The 15,159-nt window shown below is 70.8% G+C and carries 15 protein-coding genes and 2 tRNA genes; 8 read left to right on the forward strand and 9 right to left on the reverse strand.

What is annotated here, in order from left to right; translation table 11 throughout:
• Positions 1–31: 31 nt before the first annotated feature.
• The 8 genes from DVK05_RS07365 to DVK05_RS07400 form a co-directional block, all read right to left on the reverse strand.
• Positions 32–859: an ABC transporter ATP-binding protein gene (locus DVK05_RS07365; RefSeq protein WP_233559415.1), complete on the reverse strand. Its 828-nt coding sequence runs from the start codon at positions 857–859 to the stop codon at positions 32–34.
• Positions 856–1,758: an ABC transporter ATP-binding protein gene (locus tag DVK05_RS07370; RefSeq protein ID WP_121562737.1), complete on the reverse strand. Its 903-nt coding sequence runs from the start codon at positions 1,756–1,758 to the stop codon at positions 856–858. Before DVK05_RS07370 ends, DVK05_RS07365 begins: the two co-directional genes overlap by 4 nt.
• Positions 1,751–3,094, reverse strand: coding sequence for a branched-chain amino acid ABC transporter permease (locus DVK05_RS07375; protein ID WP_121562738.1), 1,344 nt, complete (start codon positions 3,092–3,094; stop codon positions 1,751–1,753). The genes DVK05_RS07370 and DVK05_RS07375 overlap by 8 nt, the downstream gene beginning before the upstream one ends.
• Entirely contained in the window at positions 3,091–4,212 is a 1,122-nt protein-coding gene (locus tag DVK05_RS07380; protein ID WP_121562739.1) for a branched-chain amino acid ABC transporter permease, read from the reverse strand. The genes DVK05_RS07375 and DVK05_RS07380 overlap by 4 nt, the downstream gene beginning before the upstream one ends.
• 103 nt (positions 4,213–4,315) lie before the next feature.
• Positions 4,316–5,254: a lipoyl synthase gene (gene lipA, locus DVK05_RS07385; RefSeq protein ID WP_053770835.1), complete on the reverse strand. Its 939-nt coding sequence runs from the start codon at positions 5,252–5,254 to the stop codon at positions 4,316–4,318.
• Positions 5,255–5,334: 80 nt separating this feature from the next.
• Entirely contained in the window at positions 5,335–6,336 is a 1,002-nt protein-coding gene (locus DVK05_RS07390; RefSeq protein ID WP_121562740.1) for a hypothetical protein, read from the reverse strand.
• 118 nt (positions 6,337–6,454) lie between these two features.
• Positions 6,455–6,526: transfer RNA gene (locus DVK05_RS07395), tRNA-Thr, on the reverse strand.
• 97 nt (positions 6,527–6,623) lie between these two features.
• Complete coding sequence (locus DVK05_RS07400) at positions 6,624–7,289, reverse strand: hypothetical protein (protein WP_121562741.1); 666 nt, start codon at positions 7,287–7,289, stop codon at positions 6,624–6,626.
• Between the two features lie 59 nt (positions 7,290–7,348).
• Between DVK05_RS07400 and DVK05_RS07405 the strand changes: the two genes are divergently transcribed.
• The 3 genes from DVK05_RS07405 to DVK05_RS07415 all read left to right on the forward strand — a co-directional run bounded on the left by DVK05_RS07405 (position 7,349) and on the right by DVK05_RS07415 (position 9,784).
• Complete coding sequence (locus DVK05_RS07405; protein WP_121562742.1) at positions 7,349–8,056, forward strand: enoyl-CoA hydratase/isomerase family protein; 708 nt, start codon at positions 7,349–7,351, stop codon at positions 8,054–8,056.
• 89 nt (positions 8,057–8,145) lie between these two features.
• Positions 8,146–8,216 (forward strand) — tRNA-Gly (locus tag DVK05_RS07410).
• A gap of 401 nt (positions 8,217–8,617) precedes the next feature.
• Entirely contained in the window at positions 8,618–9,784 is a 1,167-nt protein-coding gene (locus tag DVK05_RS07415; protein ID WP_121562743.1) for an inorganic phosphate transporter, read from the forward strand.
• A gap of 27 nt (positions 9,785–9,811) precedes the next feature.
• Here the strand turns inward: DVK05_RS07415 and DVK05_RS07420 are convergent, their stop codons facing one another.
• Positions 9,812–10,477 (reverse strand): undecaprenyl diphosphate synthase family protein, encoded by a 666-nt coding sequence (locus DVK05_RS07420; protein WP_121562744.1) that lies wholly within the window; start codon positions 10,475–10,477, stop codon positions 9,812–9,814.
• Between the two features lie 79 nt (positions 10,478–10,556).
• Between DVK05_RS07420 and DVK05_RS07425 the strand changes: the two genes are divergently transcribed.
• The 5 genes from DVK05_RS07425 to DVK05_RS07445 all read left to right on the forward strand — a co-directional run bounded on the left by DVK05_RS07425 (position 10,557) and on the right by DVK05_RS07445 (position 15,081).
• The gene (locus DVK05_RS07425; RefSeq protein ID WP_121562745.1) at positions 10,557–11,117 is read left to right on the forward strand and encodes a hypothetical protein; all 561 of its coding nucleotides are present in this window, start codon (positions 10,557–10,559) and stop codon (positions 11,115–11,117) included.
• A 61-nt stretch (positions 11,118–11,178) separates the two neighbouring features.
• Positions 11,179–11,649, forward strand: a complete 471-nt coding sequence (locus tag DVK05_RS07430) for a DUF5812 family protein (RefSeq protein ID WP_121562746.1) — start codon at positions 11,179–11,181, stop codon at positions 11,647–11,649.
• 179 nt (positions 11,650–11,828) lie between these two features.
• The gene (secF, locus tag DVK05_RS07435; protein WP_121562747.1) at positions 11,829–12,713 is read left to right on the forward strand and encodes a protein translocase subunit SecF; all 885 of its coding nucleotides are present in this window, start codon (positions 11,829–11,831) and stop codon (positions 12,711–12,713) included.
• Positions 12,713–14,317, forward strand: coding sequence for a preprotein translocase subunit SecD (locus tag DVK05_RS07440; RefSeq protein ID WP_121562748.1), 1,605 nt, complete (start codon positions 12,713–12,715; stop codon positions 14,315–14,317). Before secF ends, DVK05_RS07440 begins: the two co-directional genes overlap by 1 nt.
• Before the next feature lie 62 nt (positions 14,318–14,379).
• Positions 14,380–15,081, forward strand: coding sequence for a TMEM165/GDT1 family protein (locus DVK05_RS07445; protein WP_121562749.1), 702 nt, complete (start codon positions 14,380–14,382; stop codon positions 15,079–15,081).
• Positions 15,082–15,159: the final 78 nt, after the last annotated feature.

A 15,159-nucleotide genomic window follows, 5' to 3' on the forward strand; every position in this document is an offset into this window, starting at 1 on the left:
CAGAGCCGCGCGAGCTGCGGTCGACCGCGGCTCACCCGCCGAGGAAGTCGCGCCGCACGTCCTCGTCGGCGAGCAGCACGTCGCCGCGGTCGGTGTAGCGGTTCGCGCCGTTCACCAGCACGTAGCCGCGGTCGCAGCGGCGCAGCGCCTCCTTCGCGTTCTGCTCGACCATCAGCACCGCCGTCCCGCTCTCGTTGATCCGGTCGATCCGGTCGAACATGTCGGCGACGAGGTCGGGGGCGAGCCCCGCGGAGGGCTCGTCAAGCAGCAGGAGGTCCGGGTCGAGCATGAGCGCCCGCCCCATCGCGACCATCTGCCGCTGGCCGCCGGAGAGCGTCCCCGCCTTCTGGTCGCTGCGCTCCCGGAGGATCGGGAACCGGTCGTAGATCGTCTCGATCTGGTCTTCGGGCACCTCGTCGAGGATGTACGCGCCCATCTCGAGGTTCTCGCGAACGCTGAGCCCGGGGAACACGTTGTCCGTCTGCGGGACGAAGCCGATCCCCTCGCGGATGATCTGCTCGGGCGCGAGCCCCTGGATCTGCGCCCCCTCGAACTCGACGGTGCCGCCCATGTGCGTCGTGAGCCCGAAGACGGTCTTCATCACCGTCGACTTGCCGGCCCCGTTGGGGCCGACGATGGTCACGTACTCCTCGTCGGCGACGTCCAGGGCCACGTCGGAGAGGATCTGGAGGTCGCCGTAGCCGGCGTCGAGGTCCCGGATCCGGAGGATCGCGTCCCCGTCGATCGTGTGGATCGTCCCGGCGGCCGCGTCGGCCGCCGGCTCGTCGGCGTCAGTCGGTGCGGCCTCGGCGGCGGTGTCGGCGTCCCCCGCCTCGCCCGCCGCGCCGTCGGCGGTCATAGGTCTTCCCCCAGGTACGCCTCGATGACCCGCTCGTCGTTCCGTATCTCGTCGCCGGTCCCCTCGGCGAGCACGCTGCCCTGATGCATGACGATGACGCGTTCGCAGTTGTTCATGATGACGTCCATGTCGTGTTCGACGAGCAGGAAGGTGTAGCCGTCCGCGCGCAGGTCGTGGACCCGGTCCAAGAGCTTCTCCTGGAGGGTCGGGTTGACCCCGGCGAGCGGCTCGTCGAGCAGCACCATCTCGGGGTCGGTCATCAGCGCGCGGGCCATCTCCAGCAGCTTCCGCTGGCCGCCGGAGAGGTTCCCCGCGTGCTCGTGCGCGAGGTGGTCGATCTCGAAGAACTCCAGCGTCTCCCAGGCCCGCTCGCGGATGTCGGTCTCCTCTTCGATCACCGCGCCGCGGAGGCCGGGCGTCACGGCCCGGATCGCGGACTCGCCGACCTGGCCCTGCGGCGCGAGCATGAGGTTCTCCAGGACGGTCATCTCGGAGAGCTCCCGAGCGATCTGGAAGGTCCGCACCAGCCCCTTGCGCGCGATCTCGTGGGGTCTGAGCCCGGTGATGTCCTCGCCCTCGAAGGTCACCGTGCCCGCGGTCGGCTCGTGGACGCCGGTGATACAGTTGAACGTGGTCGACTTCCCGGCGCCGTTCGGCCCGATGAGGCCGGTCAGCGAGCCGGCCTCGACCTCGAAGGAGGCGCCGTCGACGGCGGTGACGCCGCCGAACCGCTTGACGAGCCCCTCCACGCGGAGCGGGGGCGCCCCGGACGGGACGTGCTTCGCGGCCTCCTCGACCGCGCTGTCGTTCGCCTCGGGTTCGTCCTCGGGGGCGTCCGCCGCGTCGACCGCGTCGGCGACCCCGGCCGCGTCGTCCGCCTCCGGAACGTCGCTACTCATCGGTCTCACCCCCGTCCGGCCGCTCCGAGAGGTCGACGGCCGCGGCCGTCTCGATCCGGTCGCCGAGGATCCCCTCCGGGCGCCGGTGGATGATGAACACCAGGACCAGCCCGAGGAAGACGAACTGGAGCGGCGCGATGTTGTCGGTCGCGTACGCGAGGAACGTCACCGGGTCGAGCGAGACGACCGCGTCGGCGAACGACGGCGGCGTCTCCGCGTCGATGAGCCCGCGGACGACCCCGCCGACGCGGCGCGGCCCCTCGAACAGGACCGCGGCGAAGACGATGCCGCCGAGGACCGAGCCGGTGTTCGACCCCGACCCGCCGATGATCACCGCGATGAACACGTAGAACGTGAGCAGGGGGCGGAACTGCGGGGTCGGCGAGACGTTCCCCTGGCTGCCGAACCAGAGGATGCCCGCGAGCCCCATCAGGGCGCAGCCGATGACGAACACCTTGATCTTCACGAGGTTCACGTCCTTGCCGAGCGAGTCGGCGACGAGTTCGTCCTCCCGGATCGCCTTCATCGTCCGGCCGAACGGCGAGCGGCCGAGGCGTTCGACCAGGAGGTAGAACCCGACCAGGAAGGCGGCGAGGACGGCGATGTACCCCCAGCCGATGAGGATCGGGTTGGAGATGCCGAGGCCGTCGGCGCCGAAGACGCCGAAGACGAACTCGCCGAACGCGGTCGGCGTCCCCGCCTGCCCGTCGACGAGGAACAGCTCGCGGACCGGGTTGTCCGGCATGCCCATCCCGCGACCGCCGCCCGTCCCGGCGCCGACCGTGTCGCGCAGGAAGTTGTCGAAGGCGCTCGACTGGAGCGACAGGCGGATGATCTCCGAGAGTCCGAGCGTGACGATGGCGAGGTAGTCGGCCTTGAGCCGCAGCGCGGGCAGGGCGGCGACGGCGCCGAGCACAGCCGCCATCGCGACGCCCGCGGCGATCCCCACCGGGAGCGGCAGGCCGAGTCCGGGCGGGCCGAACGCGGGGTCCGGCGAGCGGACGACCATCCCCATCGTGTAGACGCCGACGGCCATGAAGCCGGCGACGCCGATGTTGAACAGGCCAGTGTACCCCCACTGGAGGTTCAGGGCGAGCGCGGTGAGCGCGTAGACGATCCCGAGGAACGTCAGCGTCTCCATGAGCCCGACGACGCTGTTGAGCCCGTCGGTGAACGTCAGCAGCGTCGCGGCCGCGTAGATCGCGAGCAGCGTCCCGACGACGAGGCCGAGGTCGCTCTCCCGGGCGGCCTCGACGAGCGCCGCCGTCGCGCTCTCGGGCGCCTCGGGCGCGCTCGGTCCGGACCCGGAGTCGCCGGGCGCGTCGGCGTCGCTCATGTGGTTGTCACCCCGCCGAAGAGCCCCTCGGGGCGCAACAGCAGCATGAGGATCATCACGCCGAACGCCGCGGCCTGGTTGAAGTCGGACGGGATCCAGATCGTCGAGGTGGTGAACACGACGCCGATGACGAGGCCGCCGGCGATGGCGCCGTAGACGGAGCCGATCCCGCCCAAGATCACGGCCGCGAAGATCAGCAGGAGCAGGAGCCAGCCGAAGTCGAACTGGATCGTCCCGCGGAGCAGGACGTAGAGGTAGCCGGACGCGCCCGCGAGCCCGCCGCCGATGATCCACGTCGCGGTGACGACGCGCTCGGCCGGGATGCCGGTGATGAGCGCGAGGTCCTTGTTGTCGGCCATCGCCCGCATCGCGGTCCCGAGCTTCGTGTGCTGGAGCATTCCGTGCATCGCGAGCATCAGGCCCACCGCGGCCACGAGGATGGTGAGTTCGTGGGCGTTCACCGACAGCCCGAGCGGGTCGAACGCGAGGTTCGACTGCTCGACGCTGGCGGTGACGCCGCGCCGGTCGGAGCCGTAGCCGAACTGGAGCAGGTACCGGACGATGAGCGCCGCGCCGATGGAGGCGATGAGCAGCGCGATCCCGTCGCGGTCGCGCATCGGCTTGTAGAACCCCCGGTCGAGCGCCACCGCGAGCAGCGCGGTGACGACGAACGCCGCCACCAGTCCGACGAGGATGGCGGCGGGCGTCGTGAGGATGTGCGCGCCGATGTCGCCCGGCGAGGCGTTCCCCGCGTCGCGGACGGTCAGGAGCGCGCGGACCGGCACGTCGCCGAACCCCGCGATCAGGAACGCCACGCCCCACCCGGAGAACGCGCCGACGCTGACGAGGTCCCCGTGCGAGAAGTTCGCGAACGAGAGGATGCTGTACGTCATCGAGAGCCCGATTCCCGCGAGCCCGATCACGAGGCCGATGACGACGCCGTTCCAGAGGTTCGAGCCGAGCCGGTCGACCGAGATCGACCCACCGATCGGGCCGAGGCCGACCCCCGCGAGCTTCGCCGCGAGGTCGACGACGAGCAGGCCGCCGAGGAGGGTGACGAGGAGAAGCCCCGGCCGGGCCCGCGCCGAGTCGACGATCGACGAGTCAGTTGTTCCCATGTGTACGTCTCACTGACGCAGGGTGAGTCACCGAGAGGTAAATAACTCGCTGTTCGGACAAGAATCCTCGAAACCGCCTGACAGCTGTGACGGGGCCGACGGCTCAGTCGCCGCCCGCCGCCCGCGCGTGGCGCCGCGCAGCCTCCGGCGACCGCCCCTCGCGCAGCAGCGCCTCGACGAACAGCTCGCCCGCCTTGTACGACGACCGGACCATGGCGCCCGACGCGCAGTAGAGGAAGTCGAACTCCTCCTCGGCGACCCGGCGCCACGTCTCGAAGACGTCCGGGTGGACGTACTCGAACACGTCGAGGTGCGAGCGCGAGGGCTGGAGGTACTGGCCGAAGGTGACCACGTCGACGCCGACCTCGCGGAGGTCGCCGAGCGTCCGGTACACCTCGTGGTCGTACTCGCCGACGCCGAGCATGAGGCTCGTCTTCGTGTGGATGTCGGACTCGCGGTCGACCTGATCGAGGACCGAGAGGGACTGCTCGTAGTTCGCGCGCCGGTCCCGGACCGGCCACTGGAGCCGCTCGACCGTCTCGACGTTGTGCGCGATCACGTCCGGCTCCGCGTCGATGATCCGCCGGATCGCCTCCGGGTCGCCCTGGAAGTCCGGAATGAGCGTCTCGACGAGCACCTCGGGATCGCGGCGCTTAATCGCCCGGATCGTCTCGGCGAACTGCGCCGACCCGCCGTCCGCGAGGTCGTCGCGGTCGACGGAGGTCAAGACGACGTAGTCGAGTCCGATCTCGGCGACCGCGTCCGCGACATTCGCGGGCTCGTCGGGGTCGAGCGGCTCCATCCCGCCCGTCTCGACGTCACAGAAGTTACACCCGCGCGAGCAGCGGTCGCCGAGCAGCATGAACGTCGCCGTGCCGGGGCCGTCCTGCCCCGACCAGCACTCGCCCATGTTCGGGCAGTTCGCCTCCTCGCAGACCGTGTGGAGGTCGTGGTCGCGGAGGGTGGACTTGATCTCGGTGAACCGACTCCCGGACGGCGGGCGCGACTTCAGCCAGTCCGGCTTCCGGCGGCCGCGTTGCATGGTCGACCCTTGGCGTCCGAGCGCAAAAGGGTGCGGGTCGGCGGGGGGTCGCGCCGCGGGCGCGACGCCGCCCGGCGGCCCTACGCCTCGGGGACGAAGACGTTCATCGACGGCGTCTGGATCCCCTGGAACTTGTTCTTCCAGTTGTACGCGATGTTCAGCACGCGCCGGCGGTTCCCCGGCGGGCCCGTCACCACGCTCACGGAGGTCCCGTCCTCGGGAATCTCGACGCGCGTGTCCTCCCACTCGAAGCCGGCGAGCAGCTCCGAGGGGTTCTCGACGCTCACCGCACCGCTGTTCCTGTTCACCTCGTAGAGGCGGTAGGAGTCCGTCTCCAGCAGCCGCTTGATGTCCTCGAGGTCGTCGTCGAAGTGCTCGTCGAGCGCGTCCGCGGTGTGGTAGCCGCAGACGATCAGGTGCGCGAACGTCTCGACGTTGCGCGGGTTCTGCTCGGCCTCGCGGAGGTGGTCGAAGTAGGCCAGCTTCTCCTCGCGGTCGAGGTCGAGGATCGCGTTCACGATCCGGGCCGCCTCGCGCTCTTTCTCCGTCGCGTCCGGGTCGGCGAGCACCTCGTCCGCCCGCGAGCCCGTGTTCTGTCCCCGGGACACGTCGAGGACGTTCTTGAGGTGTTTCGCCCGGTCGTACACCGCCGACTTGTACGACCAGTCGCGCACGTCGTCCGGGTAGCCGTCGAACTCCCGCAGCAGGGCCTCGCGGTCCTCGGGGAAGCCGATCTCCTCGCGGAAGTCGCTCCACGCGGTGGCGTCCTCGAACAGGCCGAACTCCGTCAGGGTGTCCTGCCCGAGGTTCGCCCGCGTGCCGCCGCTGGCGACGAACTTGGCCTCGACGAACGTCTCGCCGTCCGGCGTCTCGACGATCAGGTCGCCGAGCGAGTCGTAGGAGTTGCCGGCGTGGCGCACCGCGGTCGCGTCCGGGAAGTCGCTCCGGAGCCGGTCGGCCAGCGCCTCGGCGAGGTCGGGCCGGCCCGCCTCGACCAGTTCCTCGTCCGGGTCCGCGCCGTTCGCGAGCCGCGCGGTCAGCCGCTCGGTGGCCTCGACCCACGCGCGTTCGTGTTTGCCCATGTGGTGTGTCGGTCGCAGCGTGGGGACCAAAAAAGCGCGTACTGCGGCGTGGCGGTCGGGTCCCGGAACGGACGGCTATCGAGCCGGCGAGGTCGCTCGGGAAGCGAGGAAGGGAGGAAGCCTAGGCCGAGATTTGAACTCGGGGTCTCGTCCTTACCAAGGACGCGCTTTACCGCTAAGCTACCCAGGCGCGCAATCAGTCGTTGACCGGATTCGACTTTATGGGTTTCGATCCGGCGTCGCGGCGTCGGGGAATCCCGCGCCGTCTCGGAGGGTCGCCGCGCGGGTCACCGGTCGGTCGCGCTGACGGCCCGCTCCGAGATGTCGGCGATGCGGTCCGCGGTCGCCTCGGGCAGCGCGCGGCCCGCGGGCGGGAACTCGCCGTCGCAGTCGGCCGCGAGGTCCCGGGCGTATTCGAGCAGCTCCGCGGGCGGGTCGCCGCCGACGGCGGTGGTGCCCGCGACGACGGCGAGCTCCATCGCGTCCACCTCCAGGTTGCGGTCGAGTTCGGCCGCCGTCTCGGCGTCCGTGCCCTCGCGGTCGCGGAGCGTCTGGTCGCGGCCGAACGCGCGCACCACGTCGACGGCGGGCCGGGCGGCGTCGGTACAGGCCAGAAGCGAGAAGCCGCGGGAGACGAGCACGTCGGCCGCGAGGATGTCCATGTCCGCGTCGATGTCGGCGGCGGCGGTCGGCGCCGTCACCCACGGCTCGTCGTGAGCGACCGTCCGGGTGAGGCGAAGCCCCTCGTAGATGAGCTGCACGCCCGCGGCGCGGTCGGCCACGTCCCCGAGGTTGACGGCCGGTTCCAGCGCGCGGGCGGTGACCAGCGCCAGCACGCCGGGGGTCACCGCCGCGTCGCCGATCCGGGCGTCGAGGGCCTCGCGGAGCTGTTCGGGTTCGACGTCCGCGAGCGCCTCGCGCGCGGCGTCACGCGCTCGCGCGGCATCGTCCATTGTCGTTTCGTAGACGAGCGAAGGGCAAAGACCTTTGGAAACGAACGGGATTCCGTCTCGTGATCCGAACCCGAACCGACGGCGACGTGCGTGTCGTCACGCTCGACCGCCCCGAGGCGCGCAACGCGCTCCGGCCCGCGGACCTGACCGCCCTGCGCGAGGCGTTCGAAGCGCCCGCCGACGGAGACCTCCCGCCCGTGACGTACCTCCGTGGCGCCGGCGACGCCTTCTGCGCGGGCGCCGACCTCGACGCGGTCGCCGCGCTCGACGACCCGGAGGCGTTCGCGCGGCGGGGGCAGCGCGCGGTCGCCGCCGTCGAGGAGTCGCCGTCGGTCGTCGTCTGCGGGGTCGACGGCCCGGCCCGCGGCGGCGGCGTCGAACTGGCGCTGGCGGCGGACGTCCGGGTCGCCACCCCGCGGGCGACGCTCGGCGAGCCCGGCGTCTCGCTCGGGCTGTTCGGCGCCTGGGGCGGCACGGTCAGGCTCCCGCGCGTCATGGGCGAGGGCGAGGCGCTCGACTTCGCGCTCTCGGGGCGGGTCCTCGACGCCGAGGCGGCGCTGCGGACCGGGCTCGTCTCGCGCGTCGTCGACGACCCGCGCTCGGTGGCCGACGAGATCGCGGCGGGCGAGGCCGACGCGCTCGCGGCGATCAAGCGCCGGATCCGCGACCGCCGCGAGGACGGGGCGCAGGAACGGGCGGAGGCCGCGGCGTTCGCAGAGCTTCACGACGCGCACGCGGAGGATATCGCCCGACGGCGCGACCGGTGATCGGCCGAACGGGCGCCGACCGCGTCCGCCCGCCGTCCCGATGTGACAGACTTAAGTGAGTCTCCGTCCAACTGCGGGATGCGAAGCACGCACCGGTAGTGTAGTGGTATCACGCAACCTTGCCATGGTTGCAACCCGAGTTCAAATCTCGGCCGGTGCATTTTGCGAACGAAGTGAGCAAAATCACCGAGAGAGATTTGAACGCTATCAGTCGCGCGCAGTGAACGGCGAGCGGTGCGAGGCGCGAGCGAAGCGAGTCGCCTCGAAGAGCGAGCGGCGAAGCCGCGAGCCGCGAGCCGTGAACGAGCACGTCTGATTCTGAGTTCAAATCTCGGCCGGTGCACTCCTTTCAGTCGTACCCCGACCTGACTCTCGCTCGCTGCGCTCGCGAGAGTCTCGGCCGGTGCATTTTGCGAACGAAGTGGCGAAAATCATCGATAGACATCTGTGTGCGGACAGCGCGTCCCCCGACCGAATCGCGCAGATGTCATCGCCGATGGGCGGGCCCGTCAGCGGCAGACCCCGTCCGTTTAACAGCGCGTGTGTGCTCTGTTCGGGTATATGGTTGAGCCGCTTCTTCTCGTCGGCGTCGCGGTCGCGGCGTTCGTCGGATACAACATCGGTGGGGCGACGACGGGACCGGCGTTCGGGCCGGCGGTCGGCGCGGACGTGATATCGAAGGCGGGCGCGGCGGCGCTGATGTCGGTGTTCTTCTTCGTCGGCGCGGGGACGCTGGGGCAGCGCGTGGTGACCACGCTGGGCGAGGACCTCGTCACCGGCGCGAACGTGTTCACGCTGGAGACGAGCATCATCGTCCTCTTCTTCATCGGCGGCGCGCTGTTCGTCGGCAACTTCGCCGGCGTCCCGGCGTCGACGTCGATGACGGCGGTCGGCGCCATCGCCGGGCTCGGGATCGCGACGAACACCCTCGACTGGGCCGTGATGGGCGAGATCGCGATCTGGTGGCTCGTCGCGCCGATCATCGGGTTCTGGGTGTCGGGCGTCGTCGGCCGCTACTTCTACTCGGCGATCGACCGCTGGGTGGCCATCGAGAGCACCGAGGGCGCGCTGTTCGAACTCGACCGGTCGGGGCTGATCCCGCGGCCGGTCCTCGGCCCGAACACGACGCGACGCGAGCTGACGGGCGGGGTCGTCGTCATCTCCATCGGCTGTCTGATGGCGTTCTCCTCGGGCACCTCGAACATCGCGAACGCCATCGCGCCGCTCGTCGCGCTCGACGGCGTGGAGATGACGCCGATGATCCTCCTCGGGAGCGCGGCGGTCGCGGTCGGCGCGTTCACCATCGCCCGGCGGACGCTCGACACGCTCGGCAACGACATCACCGACCTCCCGCTGACGGCCGCCATCGTCGTCGCGGTCGTCTCCTCGGGGATCGTGATCAGCCTCTCGGCGGTCGGCATCCCCGCCTCGTTCGTCATCATCGCGACGATGTCGATCGTCGGGCTCGGCTGGGGGCGCGCGACGCGCACGGTGACCGTGCGACAGGGGATCAGCGGCGAGAAGGAGCCGGCGGTCTCCGTCGGCGCGCTGGCGGCCGACGAGATGCCGGAGATCGGCGAGGGCGACGCGAGCGACGTGCCCTCCGCGTCCGACCTGTTCAACCCCGGGACGAGCGCTCGCGTCGTGCTGATGCAGAACGTCGTGCCGATCCTCTCGACGGTCGGCGCGCTGGTGACGTTCGCCGTGCTATTCAGGTTCGTCTGGTAGGGCGGGGTCGGCGTCTCGCGGGGTCGGTCACCTGCCGAAGCGGCGCTGGCGGTCCTGGAAGTCCAGCACCGCGCGCAGGTACTCGCGCCGGCGGAAGTCGCGCCAGTTCACGTCGGTGAAGTAGAGCTCCGCGTACACCGACTGCCAGATGGCGAAGTCGGAGAGCCGCTCGGCGCCGGTCTTGATCACGAGGTCCGGCTCCTCGGGGAACAGCAGCCGCTCCGCGATGTCCGTCTCGTCGATCGCCTCGGGCGTCACCTCGCCGTCGGCGACGTCGCCGGCCAGTTCGCGGACCGCGCCGGCGAACTCCGCCTTCCCGCCGAGCCCGACCAGGATCCTCACCGGCGCGTCGATGGATTCCGGCGCCGCATCCGCGCCCCGGTCCGTCGGCGCACCCGAACTCTCGCCGTCGAACTCGTCGGTCTGGGGGCCGCGGACCACGGTCCGCTCCGGCGCGTCGAGCCGGCGAAGCTCCCGGACGAGCGTCGGGGCGACCGCGCGGTCAAGGACGGAGACCGAGACGGTGACGCGCTCCGCGCCGTACTCGAACGCCCAGCCGATCGCCGACGACAGCGTGTCGAAGGCGCCGTCGGCGAGGAGGTCCCGCTCGGTGAGCACGAGGGCGACGTGCGCCGGCGGCTCGGCGTCGTGGAGGCGGTGGCGCGTCGCGAGGTACGCGTCGTAGAGACCCACGTCGAGTCGATCCGGCCGCGCGTATAAATGGCTTCCCGCCGACGAGGGATTTAATTCGCCGACGCGCCTACCACGGGTGATGGCAGACAGCTACCGCGGGGTGTTCGGCGCGATCCCCTACGCGTTCCGCGCGACCGAGTCGTGGACCATGCGCGCGTACGCCGCGCTCGGCGCGCTGGCCGCCGGGTTCGTCGCGCTGGTCGTCACCCTCGCCTTGGTCGTCTGGATGGGCGAGACCGCCTCGGCGCAGGGGGGGACGTTCCTCTTCTCGCGGTCGCTGTACGTGGTCGCCGGCCTCGCGGCCGTCGGGCCGCTGCTCGCGCCGATCCTGTTCGTCGCCCGGCGCCACCGCCGCGGCGACCGCGTCGCGGCGACGTACGACCGGTGGATGGGCGTCGCCGGCTTCCTCTTCCTGCTCTCTCTGTACCTCGGGATGATCATCTCGGCGCCCGAGGGGCTCCGGGACCCGAGCGACTCCCTGATCGTCAACGCGCTGTACGACCTCCCGCAGCTCGCCGGGTTTGCCCCGCCGGTCGCGGCCGGGCTCGCCGTCTTCGCGACGCACTTCCGGCTCCGCGGCGGCGCCGACGGCGGGTCCCCCGACCGCGCCGAGTCGACCGAGGACGGCGGCTCGGCGTGAGCGGCCCCCTCCCGGTCGCGGCTCGAAAGCCGGAAGGCGCCGGAGTGACTACCCGGACGCAATGACCGACGAGAAGGAGAGCACGTTCCTCGTCACGCACGTCGAGAGCGACTCGGCCGTGCTGAAGGACGTCCACGACGGACAGGTCCACACGCTGAGTTCGAACCCCGGCCTCGACGTCGACGACGCCGTCGAGGCGACCGTCGCCCCGGACCCGCCGATGGAGGTGACCTATCAGGTGATCGAGGTCGCGGAGCGCCGGTCGCTGTCGATAGAGGAGAGCCCGGAGCCGCCGACGGTCCACGAGCGCGAGCTCGCCGCGGAGACCGCGACGGGGGATCTCTCCCGCGAGGAGCGCGCGGGCGTCGGCGAGGTCCACGTGTTGACGCCGCCGGAGTCGGAGACGGAGGCGGCGGTCGCGGACGTGATCGACGACCGCGAGGGGACGCTCTCGCGCGCGGCCCGGCTCGGCGTGAACCGCGTCGAGATCCGGTCGGAGCCCGGCGTCGTCGCCGTGCGGTACCTCCCGTAGGCCCGGCGAGCGCGCCGGCCGCTCAGTCGCCGTCGGACTCGGCGGACCGTTACCGCCGAGCGGGAGAGCGGTTCGACGGCGCCGAGCGGCCGCGTTATCGGGGCCGTGGACCGTCGGACGAGAGGCCGCAGCCACCCAGATAAGAAGGCTTATTCGCGCCCGCAGAGGAAGCGGTATTTATGGTAGCGATCGAGGTGCCGGAAGTCAACTACACCGACTACTCGAACCGGCAGCTCGCGGCGGTGCCGCTCGCCTTTCTGGTCCTCGCGCTGGCGATCATCGGCGGCTGGGTCGTGGCCACCGGTGCGCCGGCCAACCTCGGACTGGAGTTCACCGGCGGCGTCGAGCTGCGAGTCGCGGACGAGGCGAACGGGGACGTCGAACAGCAGATCCGGACGGCCTTCGACCGCGAGCCCGACGCGGTCCGGACGATCCCCGGCGACGACGTGGTCGTCGTCACGTTCCAGGCGGCCGAGGACGATCCGGAGGGGCTCGCGAACGACCTCCAGGACCAGGCGGAGGCGGCCGGCCTGACGACGACCGCGGTCGACCAGGTGTCGCCGAGCTTCGCGAGCGACACCGCGCGGACCGCGCTGTTCGGCGTGGCGCTCGCGTTCCTCGGCATGAGCGTGCTGGTGTTCGCGCTGTTCCGGACGTTCGTTCCCTCCGTCGCGGTCGTCGCGTCCGCCTTCTCCGACCTCGTGATACCGATCGCGACGATGAACCTCCTCGGCATCCAGATGACGCTCGGAACGATCGCGGCGCTGCTGATGATCATCGGGTACAGCGTCGACTCGGACATCCTGTTGAACGACTCCGTTCTGCGCCGGACCGGCGAGTTCTACGAGTCGGTCAGCCGCGCGATGCGGACCGGGGTGACGATGACGCTCACCTCCATCGCCGCGATGGTCGTGATGGCCGTCGTCGCCTCGGTGTTCGGGGTCGGGCTCCTCCGTGACATCGGGATCATCCTCTCGGTGGGCCTCTGTGCCGACCTGATGAACACGTACCTGCTGAACGTCTCGCTGCTTCGCTGGTACAAGTTCGAGGGGGTGGCCCGGTAATGCTCGAACCGATCAAGGAGAACTGGCGGATCCTGCTGCTCGTCCTCGTCGTGGTCGGGTCGACGGTGACGCTGTTCGGCCCCGGGTTCGGGCCGGAGCCGGCGCCCGGCGAGAACGCGAGCGAGGCCCGCCAGGGGGTCACGAACCTCCAGTACGGGCTCGACCTGGCCGGCGGGACGCGCGTCCGCGCGCCGCTGTCGGGATACACCGCGACGGACGTGGCGTTCGGGGGTGACACCCCGGGAACGGTCGCCGAGGCGGTCGCGGCCGAGCTCGACAACGCGTCGGTCCGGAACGTCGGCGTCGTCCCAGAGGAGGGCGCGGTGGAGGTCACGGAGCCGTCCGTGACCGAGTCCCAGTTCCGCGCGGCGATGGACGCGAGCGGGTACGAGTACGGCGACATCCGCGAGGGCGTCACCCAGGAGACCCGCGACGAGACGATGGAGGTCATCCAGGGGAAGATCAACGAGGCGGGCCTCTCGGGCGGGAGCGTCCAGCAGGTCCAGTCGATCACCGGCGAGTACTTCATCCTCGTCGAGGTGCCCGGACAGGGGCGCCAGGAGGTGATCGACCTCCTCGAAGAGCGCGGGACCGTCCGGATCGACATCGCGTACCCCGACGGCAACGGGACCGCCGTTCAGGAGGGCGCGCTGATCCAGGACGACTTCGAGGAGATCGGGACCGCGGCACAGAGCGACCGCGGCACGGGTGCGTACGTGCCGGTCACCGTCCGGAACACCGCCGAGAACGGCCAGTCGCCGGCGCACAGCTTCCAGGACGCCGTCGCCCAGCGCGGGTTCCAGGACGCGTACCAGAACCAGGCGGACCGGTGCGGGTACAACCCCGAGACCGGTGACATCGAGGTGGTGAACGGCGACCGGAACCCGTGTCTCCTGCTCGTTGTCGACGGGGAAGTCGTCAACTCCTTCGGGATGGACCCCGGCCTCGCCGACAGCATGGCGGCCGGCTCGTGGGCCGACACCGGGAACTTCCGCCTCACGACCGGCGAGTTCGCGGAGGCGCAGACCATCTCGCTGAACCTCCGCGCCGGCGCGCTCCCGGCCGACCTCGACATCAGCGGCGAGGGGACCTCCTCGTCCATCTCGGCCTCGCAGGGGGAGAACTTCCGGACGTACTCGCTGATCATCGGCGTCCTCTCCGTGTTCGCCGTCTCCGGGATGGTGTTCCTCCGCTACCGCGAGCCCCGCGTCGCGCTCCCGATGATCGTCACCGCGCTGACGGAGGTGTACGCGCTCCTCGGCTTCGCGGCGCTGCTCGGCTACCCGCTCGAGCTCGCGGTGATCGCCGGCTTCATCGCGGTGGTCGGGACCGGGGTCGACGACCTCGTCATCATCGCCGACGAGGTGATGAGCGAGGGCGACGTGAACTCCCGGAAGGTGTTCGACTCCCGGTTCCGGCGGGCGTTCTGGGTCATCGGCGCGGCCGCGGCGACGACCATCATCGCGATGTCGCCGCTGATGGTGCTGTCGCTCGGCGACCTCTCCGGGTTCGCCATCTTCACCGTCCTCGGCGTGCTGGTCGGCGTGCTAATCACCCGCCCGGCGTACGGCGACATCCTGCGTCGCCTGCTGACGGTCAGGTGAGCCGAGCCGGCGTCGCCCGGAATTTCACGCCGACCCGCCGACCGGGAGGAGGCGAGTGACGCATGCCCGGCTACGCCGAGATCGTCGTCGTCGCCCTCGTGGCGCAGCTCGCGGTGCTGCCCGGCGAGAAGGTCCAACTGATGATCGCCGGGCTCGCGACGAAGTACGACCCGAAGGTCGTCGTCGCCGCCGCGAGCTCGGCGTTCGCCGGCTGGACCGCGGTCGAGATCGCGTTCGGCCGGGCGCTCCAGTCGGCGCTCCCGCCGGTCGCGCTCGACGCCGTGACCGCGACGCTGTTCTTCGCCTTCGCCGTTGCCCTGTACCGCTCCGCGCCGCCGCGCGGCGCGTCCCCCGCGGCCGAGCGCGACGATGACGGGGGCGACCCGTTCGAGGAGCTCTCGCTCCCCGGACCGCTCGACAGGTACTCCGGGTCCTTCGGCGGCTTCCTGCCCATCTTCGCGCTCACCGCGACGGGCGAGTTCGGCGACAAGACCCAACTGGTGACCATCGGGCTGAGCGTCCAGTACGGCGCGACCTCCGCCATCTGGGTCGGCGAGATGCTCGCGATCGTCCCGGTGAGCCTCGCGAACGCGTACTTCTTCCACACGTTCGCGGGGCGGATCGACATGCGGCTCGCGCACTTGGGCTCCGCGCTGCTGTTCGCCTTCTTCGGCGCGGACACCGTGTTGGCGATCGCGACCGGCTTCTCGGTGTGGGAGACGTTCGTGGGGGCGGTCGGGGGATTCGCTGCCGGACTGTTCTGAAGCCGGCGCTGCCGCGTGGGCGAAGCCGAATCGGCGTCGGCCGACCGGGAGGGCCATCCCGCTGAACGGTTTAAATAC

Source organism: Halorubrum sp. Atlit-8R (assembly GCF_003666025.1).
GTDB lineage: Archaea > Halobacteriota > Halobacteria > Halobacteriales > Haloferacaceae > Halorubrum > Halorubrum salinarum.